Annotated in this window: 26 protein-coding genes and 1 pseudogene; 22 read left to right on the top strand and 5 right to left on the bottom strand. The window is 68.4% G+C overall.

All coding sequences use genetic code 11. From position 1 onward, the window contains the following. Positions 1 to 224: 224 nt before the first annotated feature. Both WFQ67_RS21445 and WFQ67_RS21440 read left to right on the top strand, forming a co-directional pair. Complete coding sequence (locus WFQ67_RS21445) at positions 225 to 596, top strand: 1-pyrroline-5-carboxylate dehydrogenase (protein ID WP_173176294.1); 372 nt, start codon at positions 225 to 227, stop codon at positions 594 to 596. Further along, on the top strand, positions 593 to 1,162 hold the full coding sequence (locus tag WFQ67_RS21440; protein ID WP_337058112.1) for a DUF4166 domain-containing protein: 570 nt from the start codon (positions 593 to 595) through the stop codon (positions 1,160 to 1,162). Before WFQ67_RS21445 ends, WFQ67_RS21440 begins: the two co-directional genes overlap by 4 nt. Before the next feature lie 57 nt (positions 1,163 to 1,219). On the opposite strand, the gene WFQ67_RS21435 is transcribed toward WFQ67_RS21440, so the two are convergent. From WFQ67_RS21435 to WFQ67_RS21425, 3 genes are read right to left on the bottom strand one after another with little or no spacing between them, the layout of a single operon-like run. Then, positions 1,220 to 2,314: a hypothetical protein gene (locus WFQ67_RS21435; protein WP_337058111.1), complete on the bottom strand. Its 1,095-nt coding sequence runs from the start codon at positions 2,312 to 2,314 to the stop codon at positions 1,220 to 1,222. Between the two features lie 51 nt (positions 2,315 to 2,365). Next, the gene (locus tag WFQ67_RS21430) at positions 2,366 to 2,836 is read right to left on the bottom strand and encodes a YchJ family protein (RefSeq protein ID WP_213628684.1); all 471 of its coding nucleotides are present in this window, start codon (positions 2,834 to 2,836) and stop codon (positions 2,366 to 2,368) included. A gap of 4 nt (positions 2,837 to 2,840) precedes the next feature. Further along, positions 2,841 to 3,338 (bottom strand): DUF6231 family protein, encoded by a 498-nt coding sequence (locus WFQ67_RS21425; RefSeq protein ID WP_213628685.1) that lies wholly within the window; start codon positions 3,336 to 3,338, stop codon positions 2,841 to 2,843. Between the two features lie 134 nt (positions 3,339 to 3,472). Between WFQ67_RS21425 and WFQ67_RS21420 the strand changes: the two genes are divergently transcribed. The 4 genes from WFQ67_RS21420 to WFQ67_RS21405 all read left to right on the top strand — a co-directional run bounded on the left by WFQ67_RS21420 (position 3,473) and on the right by WFQ67_RS21405 (position 6,150). Further along, complete coding sequence (locus tag WFQ67_RS21420) at positions 3,473 to 4,171, top strand: OmpA family protein (protein WP_213628686.1); 699 nt, start codon at positions 3,473 to 3,475, stop codon at positions 4,169 to 4,171. A gap of 99 nt (positions 4,172 to 4,270) precedes the next feature. Continuing rightward, positions 4,271 to 5,005: an OmpA family protein gene (locus WFQ67_RS21415; protein WP_337058110.1), complete on the top strand. Its 735-nt coding sequence runs from the start codon at positions 4,271 to 4,273 to the stop codon at positions 5,003 to 5,005. A gap of 112 nt (positions 5,006 to 5,117) precedes the next feature. Further along, a complete protein-coding gene (locus tag WFQ67_RS21410; RefSeq protein ID WP_111260571.1) occupies positions 5,118 to 5,393 on the top strand; it encodes a DUF1145 domain-containing protein in 276 nt (91 codons plus the stop codon). After that, on the top strand, positions 5,386 to 6,150 hold the full coding sequence (locus WFQ67_RS21405; RefSeq protein ID WP_337058109.1) for a collagen-like protein: 765 nt from the start codon (positions 5,386 to 5,388) through the stop codon (positions 6,148 to 6,150). The genes WFQ67_RS21410 and WFQ67_RS21405 overlap by 8 nt, the downstream gene beginning before the upstream one ends. Before the next feature lie 19 nt (positions 6,151 to 6,169). On the opposite strand, the gene WFQ67_RS21400 is transcribed toward WFQ67_RS21405, so the two are convergent. Further along, the gene (locus WFQ67_RS21400) at positions 6,170 to 6,634 is read right to left on the bottom strand and encodes a CopD family protein (protein WP_173176310.1); all 465 of its coding nucleotides are present in this window, start codon (positions 6,632 to 6,634) and stop codon (positions 6,170 to 6,172) included. Positions 6,635 to 6,727: 93 nt separating this feature from the next. Between WFQ67_RS21400 and dinG the strand changes: the two genes are divergently transcribed. The 8 genes and pseudogenes from dinG (at position 6,728) to WFQ67_RS21360 (ending at position 18,129) form a co-directional block, all read left to right on the top strand. Continuing rightward, the gene (gene dinG, locus WFQ67_RS21395; RefSeq protein WP_173176312.1) at positions 6,728 to 8,872 is read left to right on the top strand and encodes an ATP-dependent DNA helicase DinG; all 2,145 of its coding nucleotides are present in this window, start codon (positions 6,728 to 6,730) and stop codon (positions 8,870 to 8,872) included. A 137-nt stretch (positions 8,873 to 9,009) separates the two neighbouring features. Then, positions 9,010 to 11,484 (top strand): beta-agarase, encoded by a 2,475-nt coding sequence (locus WFQ67_RS21390; protein ID WP_337058108.1) that lies wholly within the window; start codon positions 9,010 to 9,012, stop codon positions 11,482 to 11,484. Between the two features lie 105 nt (positions 11,485 to 11,589). After that, positions 11,590 to 12,735: a serine hydrolase domain-containing protein gene (locus tag WFQ67_RS21385; protein ID WP_213628691.1), complete on the top strand. Its 1,146-nt coding sequence runs from the start codon at positions 11,590 to 11,592 to the stop codon at positions 12,733 to 12,735. 177 nt (positions 12,736 to 12,912) lie between these two features. Further along, a pseudogene (locus WFQ67_RS21380) lies at positions 12,913 to 13,578 on the top strand (OmpA family protein); the annotation flags it as partial. Positions 13,579 to 13,626: 48 nt separating this feature from the next. Further along, a complete protein-coding gene (pdxH, locus tag WFQ67_RS21375; RefSeq protein WP_173176318.1) occupies positions 13,627 to 14,274 on the top strand; it encodes a pyridoxamine 5'-phosphate oxidase in 648 nt (215 codons plus the stop codon). Between the two features lie 59 nt (positions 14,275 to 14,333). After that, on the top strand, positions 14,334 to 15,485 hold the full coding sequence (locus WFQ67_RS21370) for a sugar diacid recognition domain-containing protein (protein ID WP_213628692.1): 1,152 nt from the start codon (positions 14,334 to 14,336) through the stop codon (positions 15,483 to 15,485). Between the two features lie 85 nt (positions 15,486 to 15,570). Continuing rightward, entirely contained in the window at positions 15,571 to 16,929 is a 1,359-nt protein-coding gene (locus WFQ67_RS21365) for a GntP family permease (protein ID WP_213628693.1), read from the top strand. Between the two features lie 51 nt (positions 16,930 to 16,980). Continuing rightward, the gene (locus WFQ67_RS21360; protein ID WP_337058107.1) at positions 16,981 to 18,129 is read left to right on the top strand and encodes a glycerate kinase; all 1,149 of its coding nucleotides are present in this window, start codon (positions 16,981 to 16,983) and stop codon (positions 18,127 to 18,129) included. Here WFQ67_RS21360 and WFQ67_RS21355 read toward each other — a convergent pair. Then, positions 18,114 to 18,350, bottom strand: coding sequence for a hypothetical protein (locus tag WFQ67_RS21355; RefSeq protein ID WP_173176327.1), 237 nt, complete (start codon positions 18,348 to 18,350; stop codon positions 18,114 to 18,116). The genes WFQ67_RS21360 and WFQ67_RS21355 overlap by 16 nt on opposite strands. A gap of 158 nt (positions 18,351 to 18,508) precedes the next feature. Here WFQ67_RS21355 and WFQ67_RS21350 point away from each other — a divergent pair, with 158 nt between their 5' ends. The 8 genes from WFQ67_RS21350 to WFQ67_RS21315 all read left to right on the top strand — a co-directional run bounded on the left by WFQ67_RS21350 (position 18,509) and on the right by WFQ67_RS21315 (position 25,913). Further along, positions 18,509 to 18,973, top strand: a complete 465-nt coding sequence (locus WFQ67_RS21350) for a glycine zipper 2TM domain-containing protein (RefSeq protein ID WP_031287607.1) — start codon at positions 18,509 to 18,511, stop codon at positions 18,971 to 18,973. A gap of 237 nt (positions 18,974 to 19,210) precedes the next feature. Then, complete coding sequence (locus tag WFQ67_RS21345; RefSeq protein ID WP_337058106.1) at positions 19,211 to 22,006, top strand: monovalent cation/H+ antiporter subunit A; 2,796 nt, start codon at positions 19,211 to 19,213, stop codon at positions 22,004 to 22,006. Beyond that, positions 22,006 to 22,338 (top strand): Na+/H+ antiporter subunit C, encoded by a 333-nt coding sequence (locus WFQ67_RS21340; RefSeq protein WP_021219224.1) that lies wholly within the window; start codon positions 22,006 to 22,008, stop codon positions 22,336 to 22,338. The genes WFQ67_RS21345 and WFQ67_RS21340 overlap by 1 nt, the downstream gene beginning before the upstream one ends. Next, complete coding sequence (locus WFQ67_RS21335; RefSeq protein WP_337058105.1) at positions 22,335 to 23,837, top strand: monovalent cation/H+ antiporter subunit D; 1,503 nt, start codon at positions 22,335 to 22,337, stop codon at positions 23,835 to 23,837. The genes WFQ67_RS21340 and WFQ67_RS21335 overlap by 4 nt, the downstream gene beginning before the upstream one ends. After that, positions 23,834 to 24,334, top strand: a complete 501-nt coding sequence (locus tag WFQ67_RS21330) for a Na+/H+ antiporter subunit E (protein ID WP_173176333.1) — start codon at positions 23,834 to 23,836, stop codon at positions 24,332 to 24,334. The genes WFQ67_RS21335 and WFQ67_RS21330 overlap by 4 nt, the downstream gene beginning before the upstream one ends. Next, positions 24,319 to 24,588: a K+/H+ antiporter subunit F gene (locus tag WFQ67_RS21325; protein WP_213628698.1), complete on the top strand. Its 270-nt coding sequence runs from the start codon at positions 24,319 to 24,321 to the stop codon at positions 24,586 to 24,588. Before WFQ67_RS21330 ends, WFQ67_RS21325 begins: the two co-directional genes overlap by 16 nt. Then, positions 24,585 to 24,932, top strand: coding sequence for a Na+/H+ antiporter subunit G (locus WFQ67_RS21320; protein WP_213628699.1), 348 nt, complete (start codon positions 24,585 to 24,587; stop codon positions 24,930 to 24,932). The genes WFQ67_RS21325 and WFQ67_RS21320 overlap by 4 nt, the downstream gene beginning before the upstream one ends. A gap of 75 nt (positions 24,933 to 25,007) precedes the next feature. After that, positions 25,008 to 25,913: a DMT family transporter gene (locus WFQ67_RS21315; protein ID WP_337058104.1), complete on the top strand. Its 906-nt coding sequence runs from the start codon at positions 25,008 to 25,010 to the stop codon at positions 25,911 to 25,913. Position 25,914: the final 1 nt, after the last annotated feature.

Here is a 25,914-nt window from a genome sequence, read left to right as displayed (position 1 = left end):
TCGGCGCCGACCCACGGCGCCGATCGCCTGCTTTTTCCTCCTGGTGCGAACTCATTCGCGATGCCTTTCCCAAGCTCCTCCAGCCCTCCGCTTCCCGGCATGGGAACCATCTCCCACTCCCACGGACGAACAGCTGTAGGCCTCTGGACAAGCGGCCGGGCGGCGGCATAGCGTTGCCGGGCGCCGGTCGTGGCGCGGGGTTCACAGTCTTCCAAGGAGCGATGGTGTTCGATCTTCTCAAGCCGACGTTGTACGTCCGCGTCTACCGCAACCGCATGCTGATCCGCGAGCTCCAGGCCCAGCGCGAGCAGGATGTGCATGCGAGCTTCAGCACCGAGCGGTTGCTGGTCGGGCAGTTCAATGAAGCCAGGGTCGCGCTGCGCCAGGCGATCAAGCTGATGCTGCGTGGCAAGTGGATGTCCATGGCGCCCACCATTCTCGTGCAGCCGATGGAGATGACCGAAGGCGGCCTGTCCCAGGTCGAGGAGCGGATCTTCCACGAGCTCGGTGCAGGCGTCGGCGGGCGGCGGGTGCGGGTGCACATCGGCGACGAACTCAACGACGAGGCGGTGCGCCGCCAACTGGACGGGCGATGAGCACGGACCGGGTCGAGTCCTGGTTCGGCGAGGGCTTCATCGGGCTGCACCCCTTGCTGCAGCGGCTGCATCGCCAGGGTGGCGTGCTCGAAGGCGAAGTGGAGCTGGCGTCGGGCGCAGGCCTCGCCGGGTGGCTGGGGCGCCGGCTGGCGGGAAAACTGGGCATTCCCCTCGGTGCGCGGCGCGTGCCCTTGCGCGTGGATATCCATTGCGACGAGTCGGGCTTGCACTGGAGCAGGCGTTTCGCGGGTTCCGCCACCCTGGTTTCCCTGTTCCGCCCCGTGGGGCGTTGGCCGGATGGGCACTGGGAGGAATGCACCGGTGCCCTGCGCCTGGCACTGAAGGTGGATACCCGTGACGGTGGCTGGCGCTGGGTGCCGATTGCGGCCTGGGTCCGGGGCATCCGCATTCCGCTGGCCCTGTTGCCGCGTACCACCGCCTACAAGCGCATCGAGGGCGGGCGTTATCACTTCTACGTCGGTTTCTCGTTGCCGGGGCTGGGGGAGTTGTTCTCCTACAGCGGCGGCCTGGAGCTCCTGCCCGCCGGTATCGCAGGGGGCGCCTGAGCCCGGGAGAGGTCGCCGGGCAGGCCGCGACCCCTCTGTCTTCGGCTCATACGGGCTTCACGGCGCCGTGCACTTCTCCTTCGCCTTGTCCGCGTCCAGCTTGCGGATGGAGGTGTAGAACAGCTCGCAGGTCTGCACCTTGTCGGTCACCAGCCACTTCTGCTTGCAGCGGTCGAGCGTGCTGCTCGGGTTGGCGCTGTGGTCCTTGCCCATTCCGGCCTGCCAGCAGGCGGCGGTGATGTCCTGGCCCATGACCTTGAGGCCGGCGGCATCGGCCTTGGCCTGGTCGCCGTCGTAGTTCTCCGGGTCGGCGGCGTACCAAATGTAGCTGGGGTGGTTGCTGCCCAGCACCGGCACCTTCTGGTCGGCTGCGGGGCTGATGGTGCCGAGGCCGAGCACGCCGATGGTGGTGCCGTACTGCTGCTTGATCCAGCTGCGCACCGGCCCGCCGAAGGCGACCATCGGCAGCGCCGGGCTGCCCTTGGTGAGCTGCTGCACCATGCGCGTCTGGTAAGGGGTGAAGTAGCTGTAGACGCCTTCCAGGTCGCTGCCGGCGCTGGCCGGGGCGGCGATGGGGGCGATGTCGATGATGGTCTGGTAGCCGGGCGTATCGTCAGCGGCGACACCGTTCTGCTCCAGCAGGTCGGCCCAGCGGTCGGTGGTGGCCGACTCCAGGTAGTCCTGGGCCTTGGTCAGCGAGTAATCCGGCGGGAAGTGCAGCAGTTCGATGCTGCGGCGGTTCTCCAGGGCCATGCCCAGGGGCAGGAAGAGGTACCAGCTGTACTGCCACTTGCCATCGGTGTTGAGCTGGCTGGCGCCCTTGTAGGCGAGATCGCCCGCATCCAGCAGCTGCACCAGGGGCAGGCCGTAGTCGGCGGGCACGCCGCTGAAGCGGGCGTAGAGCCCCTTGTCGTCACGGCCCACCTTGACCTGGCCACCGGCGATGCCATCGCGCTTCAGGCTCTGCCCGAGGTAGTGCTCCACGGTCTGTTCCAGGGTCCAGTCGCGGTAGCAGATGACGCTGCAGTTGTTGGGGTAGGCGAACAGGCGGGTGACCCGTTCCTGGCTGCCCAGGCTGACCTGGACGTCGGCGGCCTGGGCGAAACAGGCGAGACCCGCGAGGAGCGGGGCGAGCAGGGTGCGCATGCGCATGGACATCTCCTTGTTGTCGTGTGGCGAATCCTTCCGGGGCGGGGCGCTCGGTCAGAGGTATCCCGCACAGCATTTCTTGAATTTCTGCCCGCTGCCGCAGATGCACGGGTCGTTGCGCCCAGCCCTGGTTCCCACGGTCGGGTCGATGAAGTACCAGCGCCCGTCGTTCTGCACGAAGGAGGAGCGTTCGCGATGGCTGTGTTCGCCGCCCTGGTCGTGCCAGCGGGCGGTGAAGGTGACCAGGGCGTGCTCGGGCTTGCCGCCGAGCAGCTCGAAGGCCTCCACCTCGAGGCCGAGCCAGGTGCTCTGGAGGCTCCAGGCCTTCATCGCGTCGCGGTCCAGCCCGTCGCGCTGGGCGGGCAGCGTGGTTTCCACCAGGTAGTCCACCAGGCCGAGCACATAGGCGCTGTAGCGCGAGCGCATCAGGGCCTCGGCGCTGGGGGCGGGGTGGCCGCCGTGATGGCGGCCGCAGCAGAGGTCGAGGAGGTTGCCGCTGCCGCAGGGGCATGTGCTCGCGTTCATGCCGTCACCACCAGTACTTGCCGAAGTTCTCGGGGTTGGCCCAGAACTTCGCGTTCAGCCAGTCGGGTACCTGCTTGTATTCGCGCAGGTCGTAGGTGAACAGGCTGAGCACCTGTTCATCGCGCTGGAAGCGCTCGGTGGCCTGCAGGGCCAGGGCGAAGAAGTCGGTGTCGGTCCATTCGCAGGCGCCGAGGTCCACCAGCACGGCGATGCGGCTGGCGTTGAGGTTGCGGATGCCGCCGAGCAGTTGCAGGGCGGTGCGCTTGGGCAGGTGTTCGAGGCAATCGGCGACCAGCGCCAGGTCGAAGCGTTGCGCCGCCTGTTCAGCCGGCAGCGGGCCGGCGGGCACCTGCACCACCTGGCTTTCCGGGTGGGCGGCGGCAAAGGCTTCGAGGGCCGGGAGCGGGGAGTCGCCCACCAGCAGCAGGCGCGCCGGTGCATAGCGGTCGAGCAGGGCGGCAAGGGCCTGCTGCGGGGTGCGGGAGGAGAAGCTTGCGGTCATCGAAAATCCTCGGACAAGTCTGCGAAGACTAGCCTGCTGCCCGCTGCTGGCCTAGTGCTGGCGGTTTTTTAATCGCAGGTCTTTACTCCCCAGTTATCGGTTTCCAAAGGCCGATATCACGAGGAGACACGCATATGAGCATCACAAGGACAGCAATACCCTTGCTACTTGTGTCATCCCTGCTGACCGGTTGCGCCGGCCTGCAGAAGACCGACTGGCCCAAGTGTGCAGCAGTAGGCGGTGTAGGCGGTGCAGCGTTGGGTGCGATCGAAAGCAGTTCCTGGGCAGGCTGGGGCGCGTTGATCGGCGGCGGCATGGCTGCCGGCTACTGCTGGGTCCATGGCGACGGCGACGAGGATGGCGATGGTGTGCCTGACAGTCGCGACAAGTGCCCGGGCACTCCGCCGGGCGTGCAGGTGGATGCGAACGGTTGCCCGCCCGCGCCGGTCGTGGAAGAACGGGTCGAGGAAGTGGTCGTGGTCGAGGACGAGACCATCGTCGTGCGCGACCTGCTGTTCGCCTTCGACTCCGCGGCGCTGGACCCGGCCGACAAGGCCAAGCTGGACACCATCGCCAGCCGCCTGCGCAACGAAGCCCCGACCGCCAAGCTGACCATCACCGGTCACACCGACAGCGTCGGCGCCGACAGCTACAACCAGAAACTCTCCGAGAAGCGCGCCCACTCCGTGACGGACTACCTGGTCTCGACCGGCGTACCCAAGGGCAGCATCGTCGGTGTCAGCGGTGCGGGCGAAAGCCAGCCGGTCGCCGACAACGGCACGGCCGACGGTCGCGCGCTGAACCGCAGGGTGGAAATCCTGATCGACCGCTGAACCCCGCGTCCGTCGCGGCGTGCAGCTTGTGCGCCGTGACGGGCGGGTCTTTACTCCTGTGTTACCGGTATGGGACCGGTGACACAGGAGATCCTCACCATGAGAACCTTCTCACGGGCTGCTCTACTTCTTCTGGTCGGCAGTGTTCTCTCGGGTTGCGTCTCGACGTCCAGTACGGGCGACGCGCCGCTCAACCAGGGGAACTGGCCTCTTTGCAGTGCGATTGGCGGTCTGGCCGGCGGTGGGCTGGGCGCTATCGAGAGTTCCGCTTGGGCTGGTGGAGGTGCCGTTGCAGGTGCCATCGTCGGCGGTCTGATCTGTTACGCACAGGATGGCGACGAGGATGGTGACGGGGTCTTCGACCGCCGTGATACCTGCCCGAACACGCCGGCCGGTACACAGGTCAACCACAATGGCTGTCCGCAGAAGACCTACCCGGCCGTGGTCAAGGCCGAGGAGCCCGCTCCCGAGCCCGCTCCACAGAGCGAGGTGATCGTGCTCAGCGACCAGGGCAAGGTGCTGTTCGCCTTCGATTCGGCCGAACTCACGGCCGATGCCAAGTCGCAACTGAACGAAGTGGCCACGCGCCTGAGCGATGCCACCACGGTCAGCGTCAAGGTCGTGGGCCACACCGACAGCGTCGGTTCCGATACCTATAACCAGGGACTCTCGGAACGGCGTGCCAGGAGTGCGGCCGACTACCTGATCAGCCAGGGCGTTTCCGCAGGCAAGCTCACCACCGAGGGACTCGGCGAGAGCCAGCCGGTGGCGGACAACGGCACCGATGCCGGACGTGCGCAGAACCGTCGCGTGGAGATCCACGTCGCGCGTTGAGGCGGTGTCGTCGTACCGAAGGGGCCCTTGCGGCCCCTTCTTCATGTGCACCATTTGGCAGCAGCGAAGACGAGGAGTAAGGTCGGCGGACTAAAAAAACAGAGGGGGTGGCATGAAACTTTTCCTGGGGGTGGGCAAGCTGGTTGCCCTGGTGTTCTGGCTGGCGGTGCTGGCCAATCTGATCGAGCCTTTCGCCAAACCGTTCGCGTCCCTGCTCAATGCCGTCGCCGCCCTGGTGCTCGGCCTGCACCTGCTGGAGCTGGTGGTGTGCAACGGGCAGTTGCGCACTCGTCCGCGTCCCTGGAACGACCGCCTGCAGCTGCTGCTGTTCGGGGTCTTCCACCTGCTCGGCCTGCCCCGTTCCGAGGGAGGTCGCCAGCATGCGTAAGCTCTGCCTCCTGGCCTTGCTGGCCAGCCCCGTGGTCCTGGCTGAAAGCAGCGTCAGCGTCGATGCCAACAGCCTTCTCAAGCTTCCCGCCCGGGTCGGCTCCCTGAGCCTCGACCGCGTGGTGGTGAACGACTACGGCACCCTGGTGATCCCGGCCAGCGTCACCGAGCTGCGCATCGGCGAGTTGCTGATGGGGCGGGACGCGCGCATCGGCATCGCCCCCTCCGACCAGCCCTTCAGCCTCGTGGTGCGCCAGGGCGAGATCGGCACCGGCGGCCACATCACCGCGTCCGGCGCCGCCGGCAGCATGAAGAAGCCGGCCAGCGCCGGCCGCGACCTGAGCCTGCGCCTGGAGCAGGTGCGGGTGGACGAGATCACCCTGGATGTCCGTGGCGGCATCGGTACGCCCGGTTACAGCGGGCTCGCCGGTGCGGATGGCGATTCGGGCGGCTGCCTCTGGGGCAGCGCCAGCCGTGGCCATGACGGCCAGAACGGCGGCGATGGCCAGGCCGGGGGCGCGGGCGGCCACATCCGCCTGGAAGTGCCGGTGGATTTCCCTGTCGAACAGGTGAAGGTGCGCCTGGAAGGCGGCGCCGGTGGCCCGGCGGGCGAGGCGGGGGCAGCGGGAGCGGGCGGAGCCGCCAAGGGCTGCCTGTTCTATCGCACCGATGCCGGTGGCAAGGGCCGTCCGGGGCAACCGGGCCAGCCGGGCAGCGCGGGGGCTGCCGGCCAGCTCGACGTGGTGCGCATCCAGTAGTCGTCGAGGCGCTGCGGCCTCAGAAGTTCGGGCGTGCCGCGGCGATCGCCACCAGGAACAGGCCCAGCAGCAGGTTGATGCCCACCAGGCGGCGGATGCGGCCCAGTACCGCGCCGCCGGTTGGCCAATCCTCGGCCGCTATCGCGCGGCGCAACTCCGGCAACTGCAGGGCGTTGACCCGCAGGAACAGCGCGAGCATGGCGATGTACAGCCCCATCATGATGTGTACGTAGCGCGGCGCGCCGTCGAAGCCGGCGAAGCGCATGTGCATCATGCCCACGCCGCTCACCGGCAGCAGGACCACCGCCACCCAGACCCAGAGGAAGAAGCGGCGGAACACCTCGACCCAGAGCTTCAGCCGTGCCGGCGCATCGAGCGCCTGGACCGCGGCGGGGCGCAGCACCATCCAGGCGAAGAACATGCCGCCGACCCACACCAGGGCGGCGAGGACGTGGACGGCGTAGAGCGCGGCGAAGGGCGTCATCGGGTTTTCTCCAGTCGGAAACAGGGCGCGCTATGATAGCCGCCCTGTTAAAGTACTGAAAATTTATCCAGCCTTCCGCGCCCGCAAGTACCCATGCTCAGCACCGAACTCAAGTCCCAGATCCAGGGCGCCTATTCCCGTTTCCTCGAAGCCAAGGGGCTCAAGGCCCGCTACGGCCAGCGCCTGATGATCGCCGAAGTGGCCAAGGTGCTGGGCGCCATCAAGGCCGACGACGAGGGCCATCGCGATGGCGAGCCCGCCGTGGTCGCGGTGGAGGCGGGCACCGGTACCGGCAAGACGGTCGCCTACAGCCTGGCGGCCATCCCCTCGGCCAAGGCCGCCGGGAAGCGCCTGGTGATCGCCACCGCCACCGTGGCGCTGCAGGAGCAGATCGTCCACAAGGACCTGCCCGACCTGATCCGCAACAGCGGCCTCAATTTCAGCTTCGCCCTGGCCAAGGGGCGGGGTCGCTACCTGTGCCTGTCCAAGCTCGACATGCTGCTGCAGGACGGCCAGGCGCAGAGCGCCACCGCGCAGCTGTTCGCCGACGAGGGCTTTCGCATCGACGTCGACGAGAGCGGGCAGAAGCTGCTCAACCAGATGATCGAGAAGCTCGCCGGCAACCGCTGGGACGGCGACCGCGACTCCTGGCCCGAGGCGATCGAGGACCAGGACTGGGCGCGCGTCACCACCGATCACAGCCAGTGCACCAAGCGCCACTGCCCCAACTTCCAGCAGTGCGCCTTCTATAAGGCGCGCGAGGGCATGACCAAGGTCGACGTGATCGTCACCAACCACGACATGGTCCTGGCCGACCTGGCCCTGGGCGGCGGCGCCGTGCTGCCGGACCCGCGCGAGACCGTCTACGTGTTCGACGAAGGCCATCACCTGCCGGACAAGGCCATCGGCCACTTCGCCCATTTCACCCGCCTGCGCTCCACCGCCGACTGGCTGGAGACGGTGGCCAAGAACCTCACCAAGCTGCTCGCCCAGCACCCGCTGCCGGGCGACCTCGGCCGCCTGATCGAGAACGTGCCGGAGCTGGCGCGGGAGATCCGCGGCCAGCAGCAGTTCATGTTCACCGCCTGCGAGGAGGTCGCCGACTTCCGCGCCGGCGAGGACATGGAAGGGCGCGAGCGCCCGCGCCATCGTTTCGAGGCCGGCGTGGTCCCCGAGCACCTGATCGAGATGGGCATCGAGCTGAAGAAGGGCTTCGCCAAGCTCAACGACGTCTTCACCCGCCTCACCGAGCTGCTCAAGGAAGCCATGGACGGGGAGGGCAGCGTCGGCATCGCCAGCCACCAGGCCGAGGAGTGGTACCCGCTGTTCGGCAGCCTGCAGACCCGCGCCCAGGGCAACTGGGAGCTGTGGACCGCCTTCACCGCCGAGGACCCGGAGGAGAGCCCGCCCATGGCACGCTGGCTGACCCTCGCCGAATTCGGCTCGGCCTATGACATCGAGGTCAACGCCAGCCCGATCCTCGCCGCCGAGACCCTGCGGCGGAACCTGTGGAACGTCGCCTATGGCGCCCTGGTCACCTCCGCCACGCTCACCGCGCTCGGCACCTTCGACCGCTACCGCATGCGCGCGGGCCTGCCGAAGAAGGCCGTCACCGCCGTGGTGCCCAGCCCCTTCCACCATGCCGACGCGGGCGTGCTCAAGGTGCCGGACCTCAAGGCAGACCCCCGCGATGCCGCGGCCCATACCGCCGCGATCATCCGCGACCTGCCGCAGCTGGTCGAAGGCTCGCGCGGCACCCTGGTGCTCTACGCCTCGCGCAAGCAGATGCAGGAGGTCTTCGACGGCCTCGACCGCGACTGGCGCAAGCGCGTGCTCATCCAGGGCAACCTGTCCAAGCAGGAGACCCTGAACAAGCACAAGCAGCGGGTGGACGAGGGCGAGACTAGCGTGCTGTTCGGGCTGGCCAGCTTCGCCGAGGGTGTCGACCTGCCCGGCGCCTACTGCGAGCACGTCGTCATCGCCAAGATCCCCTTCGCCGTGCCCGACGACCCGGTGGAAGCGGCGCTGTCGGAGTGGATCGAGGCGCGCGGCGGCAACCCCTTCATGGAGATCGCCGTGCCCGATGCATCGCTGCGCCTGGTGCAGGCCTGCGGTCGCCTGCTGCGTACGGAATCCGACCGCGGCACCATCACCCTGCTCGACCGGCGGGTCGTGACCCAGCGCTACGGCAAGGCGATTCTCAATGCGCTGCCGCCCTTCCGCCGCGAGATCGGCTGAAACAGCCACCGCGGCGCTTGACGTCGGGCCCGCCTCTGCGATGATTGCCGGCTTGCGCGGGCACGGTTTTGCAGATCGCGGGCAACATTCGCCCATTCCGCTGTCTATGCACTGACTTCATGTGGGGAATCGGTTTCATGTCATCCAGAACCAAACCAGCGCTGCTGCTGCCCATCCTGCTCGCCATCGGTGGCTTGAGCGCGGCGGCACAGGCCGAGACGCTGTTCAACTTCGTACGCCCGCTGGACTCCGTCACCGTCACCACCCAGGACGCCGGCCTGCCCAGCGTGACCGCCGAGAACACGCCCGAGGGCGAGATTCTCCGTCGTCTGAATTTCAACCAGGCCGACAAGCCCAGCCTGCGCCTCGCGCCGCAGAGCGGGACCTGGGACTGGAGCAAGGCCGGGGCCATGAGCCTGCGCCTGCAGAGCGCCATGGACTGGGCCCTGACCCTGGACGTGACCATCGAGAGTGCCGACGGCAAGGTCGTGCGCACCCGCCTGGCCCTGCCCGCCGGCCCGGCGCAGACGCTCTTGGTCCCGCTCACCGCCACCTCGCCCCGCGCCCACGGCATGCGCGCCGCGCCGCCGCAGCCCTGGGTCCGCGACGGCAAGCGCTACCTGCTGGCCACCGAAGTGGAAGGCGAGCTGGACCTGACCAAGGTCAGCGCCGTGACCCTTTCCCTCGACCACCCCAACGCCGTGCAGAGCGTTTTGCTGGGCCGCTTCGGCACCGCCGAGCAGAGCCTGCAGGACGACTACTACAAGGGCCTGATCGACGGCTACGGCCAGTACACCCGCGCCGACTGGCCGGAGAAGATCAAGAACGACGAGCAGCTCAAGAGCGCCGCCCAGCAGGAGCGCAAGCAGCTCGATGAGTGGCAGAAGAAGCTCCCCGAGCAGGACGCCTACGGTGGCTGGCTGGCCGGCCCGAGCTTCGAGGCCAAGGGGTTCTTCCGCACCGAGAAGCGCGACGGGCGCTGGTACCTGGTGACCCCGGAAGGCCATCCCTTCTATTCGCTGGGCGTCAACGCCGTCACTCCCGAGCACAGTCAGACCTATGTGGAAGGCCGCGAGGCGATGTTCACCGCCCTGCCCAAGGACGGCGAACCCTTGGCCGCCTGGTACGGCAACGGCGACAGCCGCCGCGACACCGGCTCGACCAAGGGACGCGCCTTCGACCACGGTCGCTGGTACGACTTCTATGGCGCCAACCTGGAACGTACCTACGGCAAGCAGGACAAGGCCGCCTGGGTCGACCACAGCATCGAGCGCCTCAAGGCCTGGGGCTTCAACACGGTCGGCAACTGGAGCGCAGGCGAATTCAACACCCGCCAGCGCATGCCCTACACCATTCCGCTGTCGATCCACGGCGACTACGCCACCATAAGCACCGGCCTCGACTGGTGGGGCGGCATGCCCGACCCGTTCGACCCGCGTTTCGCCATGGCCGCCGAGCGGGCCATCGCCATCGCCGCGCGTGATCATCGCGACGACCCCTGGCTGATCGGCTACTTCGCCGACAACGAGCTGGCCTGGGCCGGCCCCGGCGACGACCCGAAGTCCCGCTACGCCCTGGCCTACGGCACCCTGCGCCTGACCACCGACGTGCCGGCCAAGCGTGCCTTCCTCAAGCAGCTGCGCGACAAGTACCGCAACCAGCAGGGCCTGTCCCAGGCCTGGGGCGTCGAGCTGCCCGCGTGGGAGCTGATGGAGGACCCGGGCTTCGAGGCGCCGCTGCCGAACCCCGAGCACCCGGCCATCGAGGAAGACCTCAAGCGCTTCCAGCGTTTCTTCGCCGACACCTACTTCAAGACCATCGCCGAGTCGATGAAGTGGCACGCGCCGAACCACCTGCTGCTGGGCGGTCGTTTCGCCGCCAGCGTGCCGGAGGCGGTGGAGTCCTGCGCCCAGTACTGCGATGTGCTGAGCTTCAACTTCTATACCCGCGAACCTCAGCATGGCTACGACTTCGAGTACCTGCGCAAGCTGGACAAGCCGCTGATGGTCACCGAGTTCCACTTCGGTTCCCGCGATCGCGGTCCGTTCTGGGGCGGTGTGGCCGAGGTCTACAAGGAAGAGGAGCGCGGCCCGGCCTACGCCAACTTCCTGAAGAAGGCCCTGGAGGAGCCGCTGATCGTCGGCGCCCACTGGTTCCAGTACCTCGACCAGCCGGCCAGTGGCCGACTGCTCGACGGCGAGAACGGCCACCTCGGCCTGGTAGGTATCACCGACCGTCCCTATGACGGCTTCGTCAAGGCGGTGCGCAAGGCCAACCTGGACGTCGCCGCGCAACTGGCCAAGCCCGTCGAAGCCAAGCCGGCCGACAAGCCGGCTGAGAAGGCAGCAGCACCGGCTCCCGCTGCCAAGCCCGAGGCCAAGCCTGCTCCCAAGCCGGAAGCCAGGCCCGAGAGCAAGCCGGAAGCCAACGCCGAGGCGAAGCCCGAGGCCAAGCCGGCCGAGCCCAAGCCCGAGGCGGCGCCGGCCGAGCAACCCGAGCAATCGGAGAAGCCCGTCGGCAAGCCCACCGACGAGGCGACGCCCAAGCCCGACCCCGCGCCGAAGGTCGAGACCGACCCCGCGCAGAAGCAGGATGCGCCGGATGCATCCTGAGTCATTCGACTGACCGATGAACCCTGCGCCGAACTTCGGCGAGGTTCACAAAGGACGGCGGCCTTGGTAACAATGCCGCCGTCATTTTTTCCGAGGAGAGTGCCGGTGCAGACCCAGGGTTACTTCGACTTGCGCTTCGAGAAGGTGCGCGACCAGTTCGCCGCGCTGTTCGACGATCCCCAGGAGCGCGGCGCCGCGCTCTGCGTCCAGGTGGGCGGCGAGACCGTGCTCGACCTCTGGGCCGGTGTCGCCGACAAGGACGGCCAGGAGGCCTGGCAGACCGACACCATCCTCAACCTGTTCTCCTGCACCAAGACCTTCACCGCCGTCGCCGCGCTGCAGCTGGTGGGCGAGGGCAAGCTCGAGCTGGACGTGCCCGTGGCCCGCTACTGGCCCGAGTTCGCCGCTGCCGGCAAGGAGCGCATCACCCTGCGCCAGCTGCTCTCCCACCGCGCCGGCTTGCCGGCGATCCGCCAGCCGCTGCCCGCAGAAGCCCTCTACGACTGGCAGGCGATGACCACTGCCCTGGCCGCCGAGGAACCCTGGTGGACGCCGGGCGAGGAACACGGTTATGCCCCCATCACCTATGGCTGGCTGGCCGGCGAGGTGATCCGCCTGGCCGAAGGCCGCGGGCCGGGCGAATCCATCGCCGCGCGCATCGCCCGCCCGCTGGGGCTGGATTTCCATGTCGGCCTGGATGACGCCGAGTTCCATCGCGTGGCCCATATCGCCCGCGCCAAGGGCAACATGGGCGACGCCTCGGCCCAGCGCCTGCTCAAGTGCATGATGAGCGAGCCCACCGCCCTCAGTACCCGTGCCTTCACCAACCCGCCGTCGATCATGACCAGCACCAACAAGCCGGAATGGCGGCGCATGCAGCAGCCGGCGGCCAACGGCCACGGCAACGCCCGCAGCCTGGCGGGCTTCTACGCCGGCCTGCTGGACGGCCAGTTGCTCGACTCCGCGCTGCTCGCCGAGCTCACCCGCGAGCACGCCGTCGGCGACGACCGCACCCTGCTGACCCGTACCCGTTTCGGCCTGGGCTGCATGCTCGACCAGCCGGACGTGGCCAACGCCACCTACGGCATGGGCAGGCTCGCCTTCGGGCATCCCGGCGCCGGCGGCTCCATCGGTTTCGCCGACCCGGAGCGCGAGGTCGCCTTCGGCTTCGTCACCAACACCCTCGGCCCCTATGTGCTGATGGACCCGCGCGCCCAGCGCCTGGCACGCACCTTCGCCGAGTGCCTGTAGCGACACCGCTCGTCAGTTGAGCGGAATATCCCTTTGCGGATGAAGGGGTTGCGTCCAGAATTTCAGCCTGTACCTGAGATTGATGCGCCATCATGCGATGGCGCATCGCCTTCTCCCTTCACCTGTTACGGGGGCCCCTCCATGAAGCTGCTCAAGTCGTCCACCTTGATCCTCTGCATGACCGTTTCCGGTTGCAGCACCTTCAGCCACGACAAGCCGGCGGAACAAGCCCATGCACAGAACAGCGGCACCAGCCACTGGTGGTGGCCGTTCGGTGGCAGCGACGAGAAGGTGGCCAAGGCCGAGGTGCCCAAGGTCGACGAGAAGCTGACCCAGGCCTGGCTGGACCAGTACGAGCCGCGCCTGCGCGAGGCGGTCAAGGGCAGCAAGCTGGAAGTGGAGCGCCGCGACAACCTGCTGGTGGTCACCGCGCCGGTGGAAGGCTCGTTCAATCCCGATCGCCCCAGCATGCTGCTGCCCATCACCCTCGGCCCCTTCAGCCGTGTCGCCAAGCTGGTGGAAGGCGATCCCAAGACCGGCGTGCTGGTCCTCGGCCATGCCGACACCTCCGGCGAGGATGCCCTCAACCGCAAGCTCAGCCAGGAGCGCGCCCAGGCGGTGGCGGCGATCTTCCGCCTCAGCGGCCTGCAGCGTGATCGCCTGTCGCTCAAGGGCGTCGGTTCCGACATGCCCCGCGCGGCCAACGACAGCAAGGACGGGCGTTCCCTGAACCGTCGCGTGGAGATCCTCCTCACCCCGCAAGACACCCTGGTGGCCCTGCTGGCCCGCTACAACCAGCCACCGAAGGTCGCCCAGCAGGTGGTTGCGGCAGATCAAGGAAAATGAGCCTTCCTTGGGTAAGCTAGGGCTTTCCTTTTCCAGGACGCCGTGATGACCCAGACCCTCGCCGACATGCGCCGCGACTACACCCGCGACGGCCTCAGCGAAGCCCAGGCTCCCGAGGAGCCCTTCGCCCTCTTCCAGCAGTGGTTCGGCGATGCGGTGAAGACCGAGCAGTTGCCGGTCGAGCCCAACGCCATGACCCTCGCGACCGTCGATGCCGACGGTCGACCGCACTGCCGGGTGCTCCTGCTCAAGGGGCTCGATGCGCGCGGCTTCACCTTCTTCAGCAACTATGAGAGCGCCAAGGGCGAGCAGCTCGCGGCCCGTCCCTTCGCCGCCATGACCTTCTTCTGGCCCAGCCTGGAGCGGCAGGTACGCATCGAGGGCCGCGTCGAGCGGGTCACCCCGGAAGAGTCCGATGCCTATTTCCAGGTGCGCCCCCTGGGCAGCCGCATCGGCGCATGGGCCTCGCCGCAGAGCCGGGTGATCGCCGACCGTGCCGAGCTGGAGCAGCTCCTTGCCGAGACCGAGCGGCGCTTCCTCAACCTGGCGCCCACCTGCCCGCCGCACTGGGGCGGCTACCGCCTGCTGCCCGAGCGCGTCGAGTTCTGGCAAGGCCGTCCGAGCCGCCTGCACGACCGCCTCAACTACCGCCTCGTCGATGGCCGGTGGATGTTCGAACGCCTCGCCCCCTGAGGCTTTCCCGGGCGGCGTAGCCGCCCTGTAGACTGGCGGCTTCCCCAGGAGGCCGCCCCATGCTCGAACTCGACTCCACCCTGGCGCAGCACATCGTCGACCGCGCCATGGCCATCCTCCCGCACAACATCAATGTCATGGATGCCCAGGGCATGATCATCGGCAGCGGCGACCCGTTGCGCGTGCACACCCGCCACGAGGGCGCCCAACTGGTGTTGGCCAACCGCCGCGTGGTGGAGATCGACGAACAGGCCGCCGCCTGCCTGCGGGGCGTGCGCCCCGGTGTGAACCTGCCGCTGTTCCATGCCGAGCGACTGATCGGCGTGCTCGGTATCACCGGCGAGCCGGATACGGTGCGCCCCTATGCCGAACTGGTGCGCATGGCTGCCGAAATGCTGGTGGAGCAGCGCCAGCTGCAAGCCGAGCGGCACTGGCAGCGCCACCAGCTGGACGCCTGGCTGAACCAGCTCGCCGACCCACGGACCGACCTGGTGCAACTGGCCGCCGAGGCCGAGCGCATCGGCCTGCAACTGCCCTGGAGGCAGCAGGTCTGCGTGCTGGAGCTGATGGAGGAGGGCGACCCGGCGGAGCGACGGGCGCGGGTCCTGGATGGCCTGGCCCGGCAGGGGGTGCTGGGTGCGGCATTGTCCGCCCGTGAACTGATCTGCTGCCGGCCCTACAGCGCCGAGCGCGATGATGCCGTTTGGCTGGCCCAGGCCGACGAGCGTGGCTGGGGCATCGCCCGCCTGTGCATCAGCGACCCCCAGGCCGGTATCGGCGACCTGCGCGAGGCCGCCCTGGCCACCCGCTCGCTGCAGGCCTTCGCCCGTGCCTGCCGGCCACGGCAACGCATCTTCCACCTGGAGGAGCACCGGCTGTCGACGCTGCTGTTCGCCCAGCGTGACAGCTGGCTGCTCCGGCGCTGGCTCGGCCCGTTGCGGGCGCTGGTCCTGGAGGACGAGGACGGCGTGTTGTGCCGCACCCTGCGCTGCTGGTGCGAGCACGATGGCCAAGGCAACACCTGTGCCCAGGCGCTCGGCATCCACCGCAACACCCTGCGCTACCGCCTGGAGCGCATCGCCGAGCGGGTGGGCCTGGAGCAACCGCGTCACGACCAGTTGCTGCTCCTCGGGATGGGGCTGGACCTGCTGCGCTCCAGCGACCTTTGTGCAGATGCACGCGTGAAGGCGGCTCTGGAGGGGGCTTCCTAGGGCGCATGCATAAGGCCATGGCGACGGAGATGCGGCAGAATCGGGCCACTACCGGTATCCATAACAACAACTAAGGAGTCCGCACATGGGCCTGGTCCTGATCCTGGTGGCGTTGATCGCCTTCATCGTGCTGTCCACCACCCGCTTCAAGCTGCATCCCTTCCTTGCATTGCTCGCCGCGGCCTTCATCGCCGGCTTCGCCTACCAGGTCCCCACCGGCGAGATCGTCAAGACCATCACCACCGGCTTCGGCAGCATCCTCGGCTACATCGGCATCGTCATCGTCCTGGGCACCGTCATCGGCGTGATCCTCGAGCGCAGCGGCGCGGCCATCACCATGGCCGAGACGGTCATCCGCCTGCTGGGTGAACGCTTCCCCACCCTGACCATGTCGATCATCGGCTACCTGGTGTCCATCCCGGTGTTCTGCGACTCCGGCTTCGTCATCCTCAATTCGCTGAAGAACGCCCTGGCGGCCCGCATGCGTGTCTCCACCGTGGCCATGAGCGTGGCGCTGGCCACCGGCCTCTACGCCACCCACACCTTCGTGCCGCCCACCCCCGGGCCCATCGCCGCCGCAGGGAACCTTGGCCTGGATGCCAGCCTCGGGCTGGTGATCGCCGTCGGCCTGGTGGTGGCGCTGGCTACCGCCCTGGCGGGCATGTGGTGGGCCAACCGCTTCATCGGCCGCGAGGTGCAGCTGGAGGACGACCACCTGCCGCCGTCGGCGGACCAGGACTTCGCCGCGCTGCGTGCCGGCTACGGCAAGCTGCCCAGCGCCTTCCAGGCCTTCGCGCCGATCTTCGTGCCCATCCTGCTGATCTGCCTGGGCTCCATCGCCGCGTTCCCCGCCAAGCCCTTCGGCAGCGGCACCGTCTTCGGCCTGCTGAGTTTCCTCGGCCAGCCGGTGGTGGCCCTGCTGGTGGGGGTTGCCCTGGCCTGCACGCTGCTCAAGAGCGAGGACAAGCGCAAGGAGTTCCACGATCACGTGGTGGAGGGCATCGTGTCCGCCGCGCCCATCCTGCTGATCACCGGTGCCGGTGGCGCGTTCGGCGCCATGCTCAAGGTCACCCCGCTGGGCGACTACCTCGGCAGCACCCTGTCGGCGCTGGGCATCGGGCTGTTCATGCCCTTCGTGGTCGCCGCCGCGCTGAAGACCGCGCAAGGCTCGACCACCGTGGCGCTGGTCACCACTTCCGCCCTGGTGGCGCCGCTGCTCGGCCAGCTTGGCCTGGACAGCGAGATGGGGCGCGTGCTCACCGTGATGGCCATCGGTGCGGGCGCCATGACCGTGTCCCATGCCAACGACAGCTTCTTCTGGGTGGTGACCCAGTTCAGCCGCATGCCGGTGTCCCTGGCCTACCGTGCGCAGACCCTGGCGACCCTGGTGCAGGGTATCGTCGGCATGCTCGTCACCTGGCTGCTCAGCCTGATCCTGCTCTGACCGCAGTACTGCCCGGAGCCTGGCGCTCCGGGCCCATCCCGAGGTAACCCGATGAAGATTGTGATTGCCCCCGACTCCTTCAAGGAAAGCCTGAGCGCGCCCGACGTGGCCGCCGCCATCGGGCGCGGCTGGACTTCGGTGCACCCGGCCGCACAGGTACTGCTGCGCCCCATGGCCGACGGCGGGGAGGGCACGGTGGATGCCGTGCTCGCGGCCACGGGCGGCGAGCGCCGCACGGCCATCGTGCGGGGGCCGCTGGGGTACGGCGTCGAGGCGCACTGGGGTTGGCTGGGGGAGGGCGGCGCGATCATCGAGATGGCCGCCGCCAGCGGCTTGCACCGGGTGCCCCAGGCCGACCGAGATGCCACCCGCACCTGCAGTTTCGGCACCGGTGAGCTGATCCGCGAGGCTCTGGACGCGGGCGCGACGCGCATCACCCTCGGCCTCGGCGGCAGCGCCACCAACGATGGCGGCGCCGGGCTGCTGCGGGCACTCGGGCTGCGTCTGCTGGACGCGGATGGCGAGGAGCTGGCGCCCGGTGGCGCCGCATTGGCGGGGCTGGCACGCATCGATCGCAGCGGCATCGATCCACGCCTCGCAGGTGTCGCGTTCGATGTGGCGGCGGATGTGGACAACCCGCTCTGCGGCCCTCGCGGCGCTTCCCATGTCTTCGGCCCGCAGAAGGGGGCGAGCCCGGCGCAGGTCGAGGCGCTGGACGCGGCCTTGCAGCGCTATGCCGATGTCGTGGCCGCCGAGCTGGGCGAGGATCACAGCCGCCAACCGGGTGTCGGCGCGGCCGGTGGGTTGGGCTTCGCCGCCCGGGCCTTTCTAGGTGCACGTTTCCGTCCCGGTATCGAACTGGTGGCCGAGCTGGCCGGGTTGGCCGAGGCGGTGGTCGGTGCCGACCTGGTGATCACCGGGGAGGGGCGCCTGGATTCCCAGAGCCTGCACGGCAAGACGCCGGTGGGCGTGGCGCGTATCGCACGCGCTGCCGGCGTCCCGGTGATCGCCCTGGCGGGCAGCCTGGGGGAGGGCTACCCGCGTCTGCGCGAGGCGGGCATCGAGGCGGCCTTCAGCCTGGTGCCCGGGCCGATGACGCTGGAGCGGGCGATGGCCGTGGCCGCCGGGGAGCTGGAAGCACGCAGCGCCGACATCGCCCGGCTCTGGGCGCTGGCGGCGCGCAATCAGGCGCCGGGGTAACGCTGCGCGGCCTGTTCCAGCCAGGCGGGCAGGTCCTTGCGCTTCACGCCCTCACGACGCGCGGCCTGCAGTTGGTCGAGCATGTAGTCGCGGCGCCCGGCATCCGCCCCGGCGAGCGACAGCGCCAGGTCGCGATCCATCCAGCGCTTGATGCGCACGTAGATCCACCAGTGGAAGTACAGCCCCGCTGCGGTGGTGACGACGATGATGAAATAATCCATGAACTACCCTTGCTCTGGCGGCACCCGGGCGCTTCGGCGTTGTCCGAGTGAGGAGTCTGTATGGAAACTGAACGGGTCGGCAGTTTGTTCAGGCGCCGGGTGACAGTTTCCGCAGCTGCGGAGTCTAATGGACGAGCATCCAATCTGGAGGAAATGCTATGCGTAAATCCGTTCTGCTAGTCGCTTCGTTCTCTGCGGTAGCGATGCTTCTGGGCGGCTGTCAGTCGAGCCTGACCGGAGACACCTATTCGCGCGACGAAGCACGCCAGGTGCAGACCGTGCGCATGGGCACCATCGAGTCGCTGCGTCCGGTGAAGATCGAAGGCACCAAGACCCCGATCGGCGCAGGGGCCGGTGCGGTCGTTGGTGGCGTCGGCGGCAGCGCCATCGGTGGCGGGCGTGGCAGCGTGGTGGCGGCGGTTATCGGCGCGGTCGCCGGCGGCCTGCTGGGTGCCGCGACCGAGGAAGGCCTGACCCGTACCCAGGGCGTCGAGATCACCGTTCGCGAGGACGATGGCTCCATGCGTGCCTATGTACAGGAAGTGCAGGAAAACGAAATCTTCCGTGTAGGCGAGCGCGTGCGCATCATGACCGTCAACGGTACCAGCCGCGTCTCCCACTGATCCCGGTTCGCCCGCCACGGGCGAATCCTCCCCGTTTCGTCTCTACTCTCCCGTGCTACCTCCGAGAGATGCGGCCGCGCAGCAATGCGCGGGCCCCCCTCTTTCGGAGGTGGCGGGCTTTTGCTAGTTTTTTGAAATAATTCAATGCATGTTCGGCAATCGATAGTTATGGATAATCGTCGAGTTTCGCCACGCCGGTCCTCAGCGCTGGACGAGGCCAAGTAAGGAGGATCATCGATGTATCTGGCGCTGATTGTCGCGCTGCCTTTTCTGGGCGCACTGCTGCCCCTGTTCGCCGAGCGCCTGGGACGCAACCAGGCGTCGCTCGCCGCTGCCCTGGCACCGTTGGCAGGCCTGGTCCTGCTGCTGACCCAGGCGCCCGGCGTGCTGGCCGGGGAGACCCTGAAGCTGGTCCTGCCCTGGCTGCCTGGCCTGGGCTTGAACTTCAGCTTGCGTCTCGACGGCCTGGGCTTCCTCTTCGCGCTGCTGATTCTCGGCATCGGCCTTTTGGTCATCCTCTACTCCCGCTACTACCTGTCCGAGCGCGAACCCATCGGGCGCTTCTTCGCCTTCCTGCAGCTGTTCATGGGCGCGATGCTCGGTGTGGTGCTCTCGGAGAACCTGCTGCTGATGCTGGTGTTCTGGGAGGCCACCAGCCTGTCATCCTTCCTGTTGATCGGCTTCTGGGGCCATCGCTCGGATGCCCGCAAGGGCGCGCGCATGGCGCTGACGGTGACCGGCGCCGGCGGCCTCGCGCTGCTGGCGGGCATCCTGCTGCTGGGCCACGTGGTCGGCAGCTTCGAGCTGAGCGACGTGCTGGCCGCGGGCGACCGCATCAGGGCCCACGCTCTCTATCCGCTGCTGCTGTGCCTGGTGCTGCTGGGCGCGCTGACCAAGTCGGCGCAGTTCCCCTTCCATTTCTGGCTGCCCCACGCGATGGCGGCGCCGACCCCGGTGTCCGCGTACCTGCACTCGGCGACCATGGTCAAGGCCGGCGTCTTCCTCCTTGCGCGGCTCTACCCGGCGCTGGCCGGCACCGACTGGTGGTTCTACCTGGTGAGCATCAGCGGCCTGGCGACCCTGCTGCTGGGCGCGACGATGGCGCTGTTCCAGCACGACCTCAAGGGACTGCTGGCCTACTCGACCATCAGCCACCTGGGCCTGATCACCCTGCTGTTCGGCCTCGACTCGCCGATGTCCAACGTCGCGGCGGTGTTCCACATCATCAACCACGCCACCTTCAAGGCCTCGCTGTTCATGGCCGCCGGGATCATCGACCACGAGACCGGCAGCCGCGACATGCGCCTGATCAACGGCATGTGGCGCTACCTGCCGCACACCGCCGTGCTGGCGATGGTGGCGTCCCTGGCGATGGCCGGGGTACCGCTGCTCAACGGCTTCCTCAGCAAGGAGATGTTCTTTGGCGAGGCCCTGAGCCAGGACATGGCCGGCGGCCTACACTGGCTGCTGCCGCTGGGTGCGACCCTGGCGGGCGTGTTCTCCGTGGCCTATTCGCTGCGCTTCGTGCATGACGTGTTCTTCAACGGTGAGCCCAAGCCGCTGCCGAAATTCCCGCCCCATGAGCCGCCGCGCTACATGAAGGTGCCGGTGGAGATCCTCGTCGCGCTTTGCGTGCTTGTGGGCATGGCGCCCAACTTCACCGTGGCGCCGCTGCTCGCAGTGGCCGCCAGTGCCAGCCTGGGGGGCGAGCTGCCCGAGTACAGCCTGGCGATCTGGCACGGCCTCAACCTGCCGCTGGCGATGAGCTGCGTGGCGCTGCTCGGCGGCGTACTGCTCTATGTCGGGCGCAAGCCGCTGTTCCGCTGGTACGCGGGGCTGCCCGACGCCGACGCCAAGCTGGTGTTCGAGGCAGCGATGCAGCGCCTGGTGCGCGGCGCCACCCGCCTGACCGAATGCCTGGAGAACGGCTCGCAACAGCGCTACCTGGCCCTGCTGGTGCTGGCGGCGCTGGTGGTGGTGGGCGTCTCGCTGTGGCCGCTGTCCCACCTGACCGGCTCGCGCCCGCCGATGCCGCTGGATGGCGCCGCCCTCGTGGGCATGCTGGTGCTCTCGGCGACTGCGGTGCTCACGGCCGTGTTCCACCGCCAGCGCCTGGTGGCCCTGCTGGTGCTCGGTGTCGGCGGCCTGCTGGTGGCCCTGGCCTTCGCCCGCCTCTCCGCTCCCGACCTGGCGTTGACCCAGCTCTCGGTGGAGGTGGTGACCATGGTCCTGCTGATGCTGGCCATGTACTACCTGCCCTCGCGCACCCCCCGTGAGAGCTCGATGACGCGCCGCCTGCGCGACCTGCTGCTGGCACTCGGCGGGGGCAGCGTGGTCGGCGTGCTGGTCTATGCGGTGATGACCCGGCCTTACCAGACCATCGCCGACTTCTTCCTGGAGAACGCCGTTGGCGGGGGCGGTGGGCACAACGCGGTGAACGTCATCCTCGTGGACTTCCGTGGCTTCGACACCCTGGGCGAGATCACCGTCCTGGCCATCGCCGCCGTCGGTGTCCATGCGCTGCTTTCCGGCCTGCGCCTGACCAACCCCACCTGCGATCCCCAGGGCCGCAACTGGGCGCGCTCCAGCCGGCCGCTGATCCTCGAGACCCTCTCGCGCCTGCTGCTGCCCCTGGCGCTGCTGGTGTCCGCCTTCATTTTCCTGCGTGGGCACAACCTGCCTGGCGGTGGCTTCATCGCCGGGCTGATCACCACCTCCGCGCTGATCCTGCAGTACATTGCCAGTGGCTCGGCCTGGGTCGAGTCGCGTCGACCGCTGCGCTACCAGCGCATGGCCGGTGCCGGGGTGATGATCGCGGGCCTCACCGGGCTCGGCAGCCTGGTGTTCGGCGCCCCCTTCCTGACCTCGGCCTTCGACCACTTCCACCTGCCGCTGGTGGGTGAGATCGAGCTGGCCACCGCGCTGTTCTTCGACCTGGGCGTGTACCTGGCCGTGGTCGGGGCCGTCATGCTGATGCTGGCCGGCCTCGGCAAGCTCAGCCTGCACCCGCCAATCACCGAGGATATCCACTGATGGAGGCCCTGTTCGCCGTCACCCTTGGCCTGCTCACCGCCAGCGGCATCTACCTGCTGCTGCGTGCTCGCACCTTTCCCGTGGTGCTGGGGCTGACCCTGCTGTCCTACGCCGTCAACCTGTTCCTCTTCGCCATGGGGCGCCTCGCCGGCGACGCCGCGGTGATCGGCAGCGGCGGGCAATACGCCGACCCGCTGCCCCAGGCGCTGGTGCTCACCGCCATCGTCATCGGCTTCGCCATGACCGCCTTCGTGGTGACCCTGGCGCTGCGCGGCGTGGGGGAGCTGGGCAATGACCACGTGGACGGCCGCGCGGACGGGGAGGGGCGATGAGTCACCTGTCCATCCTGCCGATCCTGATTCCGATGTTCGCCGGGGCGCTGCTGCTGATGCTGCCGTCCCTGGAGCGGCTCAAGCGCGGCATCTCGGTCATCGCCACCCTGGCCCTGGTGCCGCTGGCGCTGGTGCTGATGGCACGCGCCGACGACGGCCAGCTGCAGGTCTACGCCCTGGGCGGCTGGCAGCCGCCGTTCGGCATCGTCCTGCTGCTCGATCGCCTTGCGGCGCTGATGCTGCTGGCCACTGCCGTGCTCGGCAGTGCCGTGGTGCTCTATGCGGTGCGTGGCGACGACCGTCGCGGCCTGCGCTTCCATGCGCTGCTGCAACTCCAACTGCTGGGCATCAACGGCGCCTTCATGACCGGCGACCTGTTCAACCTCTTCGTGTTCTTCGAGATCATGCTGATCGCTTCCTATGCGCTGCTGTTCCACGGTGGTGGCGCGGAGCGGGTGCGTGCCGGGCTGCACTACGTGGTGCTCAACCTGGTGGGCTCGGCCTTCTTCCTGATCGCGATCGGCGTGCTCTATGGCGTCACCGGCACCCTGAACATGAGCGACCTTTCCACCAAGGTGGCCCAGGCCGATGCCGACAGCGCGCCGTTGCTGGCCGCCGCCGGCCTGCTCCTGCTGGTGGTCTTCGCCCTCAAGGCCGCGCTCCTGCCGCTGCATTTCTGGCTACCGCGTGCCTATTCGGCCGCCAGCGCGCCGGTGGCGGCGCTGTTCGCGATCATGACCAAGGTCGGCGTCTACTCCATCGTGCGCATCTACCTGCTGGTGTTCGGCACCGGGGCCGGCGAACTGGCGGACCTCGCCCTCGCCTGGCTCTGGCCCCTGGCCCTGGCGACCATGGCGCTTGCGGCGATCGGCGCCCTCGCCGCCACCCGCCTGCCGGCGCTGGTGGCCTACCTGGTGCTGCTCTCCGCCGGCACGCTGCTGGCCGCCGTCGCGCTGGGCACGCCCGAATCCCTGGCAGCGGCGCTGTTCTACCTGCTGCACAGCACCTGGGTGGCGGGCGGGATGTTCCTGCTCGCCGACCTGATCGCCCGCCAGCGCGGCGACAAGGCCGGCCTGCTGGTGCAGGGGCCGGCGCTGATGAACCCGCACCTGCTGGGGGGCGCCTTCTTCTTCGGCGCCATCGCCGTGGCCGGCCTGCCGCCACTGTCCGGCTTCATCGGCAAGGTGCTGCTGCTCAAGGCGGTGGCGCCCGGCGTGCAGGCGGCGCTGCTGTGGTCGTTGCTGCTCGGTGGCAGCCTGCTCTGCCTGGTCGCCCTCAGCCGCGCCGGCAGCACGCTGTTCTGGCGGGTAGGCAACGACGTGCTGGGCAGCGCCGAGCTGGACCGTGGCCGACTGCTGGCGACCTTCGCGCTGCTCGCCACCGCCCTGCTGCTGGTGGCGTTCGCCGCGCCGCTGCTCGATTACGTGCAGGCCACCGCCGTGCAGCTGCATGACGTCGATCTCTACAGGCAGGTGAGCCTGCCAGGAGCGACGCCATGATCCGTCGCCTCCTGCCCCATCCGACCATGAGCCTGCTGTTGCTGCTGGTGTGGCTGCTGCTGGTCGACTCCGTCGCCCTCGGCCACTGGCTGCTGGGCGGCCTGCTCGGCGTGGCCATCCCGTTGCTGTGCAACCCGTTGATGATCGAGCGCCCCCGCGAATGGCACCCGACCCTCCTGGTGCGTTTCGTGCTGCTGGTGATGTGGGACATCCTGGTGGCCAACTTCCAGGTCGCACGCCAGACCCTGGGCCCGCTGCACAGGCTGCGCCCGGCCTTCGTCGAGGTGCCCATCGACCTGGACAACGAGATGGCCATCAGCATGCTGGTGTGCGTGGTCTCGCTGACCCCGGGCTCGGTCTCCGCCGACCTCTCGGCGGACCGCCGGACCCTGCTGGTGCACGCCCTCGACGTGCCGGACGAGGCGGCGCTGATCGCCGAGATCAAGTCGCGCTACGAGGCGCCCCTGAAGGAGGTCTTCCCATGCTCGCCTACGTGATCCCGTTGTGCCTCGGGCTGCTGGTGGTCGCCCTGCTGCTGACCCTGGCCCGCCTGGTCCGTGGCCCCTGCCTGCCCGACCGGGTGCTGGCCCTGGACACTCTCTACGTCAACGCCATCGCCCTGGTCATCCTGCTGGGCATCTGGCAGGGCACCACCCTCTACTTCGAAGTGGCGCTGCTGATCGCCGTGCTCGGCTTCGTCGGCACCGTGGCGGTGGCCAAGTACATGCTGCGAGGAGACATCATCGAATGAACGCCGCACCACTGGCCCTCTGGGTCGAGATCCTCATCTCGCTGTTCCTCCTGCTGGGCGCGGCCTTCGTGCTGATCGGTGCCATCGGCCTGTTCCGCCTGCCGGACTTCTTCATGCGCCTGCACGGGCCGACCAAGGCGACCACCCTGGGCGTGGGCAGCCTGGTGGTGGCCTCGCTGATCTACTTCTCGGCGACCCGCGAAGGCCTCAGCCTGCACGAGCTGCTGATCAGCCTGTTCCTCTTCATCAGTGCCCCGGTCAGTGCCTACATGCTGGCCAAGGCGGCGGTGCTGCAGCAGTTGCCGCTGACGCCGCGCACCCGTGGCAAGCCCTGGGAGCAGTAACAGTTTTATCCCCTCGCTGTGCCTGTCGTGGCGCCGGCCCGGCGCCTAGACTTGTGATTTTCCCGGAGGCAGGCGATGGCGCAGCAAGGTCGTTGGGTGGCGGTCGCCTGCCTGGTCCTGGCCATGGCCTTGTGGGGCAGCTCCTTCATTGCCCTCAAGCTGGCCTTCCGCGAAGTGGCGCCCATGTGGGTGATCTTTGCGCGCATGGCCTTCGGCAGCCTGGTCTTCGTGCTCGCGTGGCGCTGGCGCGGTGAGTGCGATCCCCGGCCCGGGGACTGGAAATACTTCCTCGGCCTCGCCGCCTGCGAACCCTGCCTGTACTTCATCTTCGAGGCCCTGGCGCTGCAGCACACCAGCGCTGCCCAGGCCGGGATGATCACCGCGCTGCTGCCGCTGCTGGTGGCGGTCGGCGCCTACGCCTTCCTCCGTGAGCGCATCACCCGCACCACCCTGGCGGGCTTCCTCCTGGCGGTGGCCGGTGCCGTGTGGCTGAGCCTGGCCGGCGAGGCGGACGGGCACGCCACGGCGCCGTTGCTGGGCAACTTCTACGAATTCCTCGCCATGGTCTGCGCCACCGGCTACACCTTGCTGCTCAAGCATTTGTCGGCGCGCTATTCGGTGTTCCTGCTCACCGCAATGCAGGCGTTCATCGGCGCGCTGTTCTTCCTGCCCGTCGCCGCGTTGACCGCGCCGCTGCCGCAAGCGCCCGGCGCACTGGCCATCGGCTCGATGCTCTACCTGGGCGTGGTGGTCACGGTCGGCGCCTATGGGCTCTACAACTTCGGCGTGGGCCGCCTGCCGGCCAGCCAGGCATCGGGGTTCATCAACCTGATCCCGGTGTTCACCCTTATCTTCGCCATGCTCCTGCTGGACGAGCGCCTAAGCCCCATGCAGTTCGGCGCCGCCGCCCTGGTCTTCGCCGGGGTGGCCCTGAGCCAGTGGCGCAGCGCTCCTCCGGCTCCCGCCGGCATCCTGGACTGAG

Source organism: Pseudomonas sp. USHLN015 (assembly GCF_037153275.1).
GTDB lineage: Bacteria > Pseudomonadota > Gammaproteobacteria > Pseudomonadales > Pseudomonadaceae > Metapseudomonas > Metapseudomonas tohonis.
Note: the sequence above shows the minus strand (reverse complement) of the source record. Positions and strands in the feature narration are given on the sequence as shown.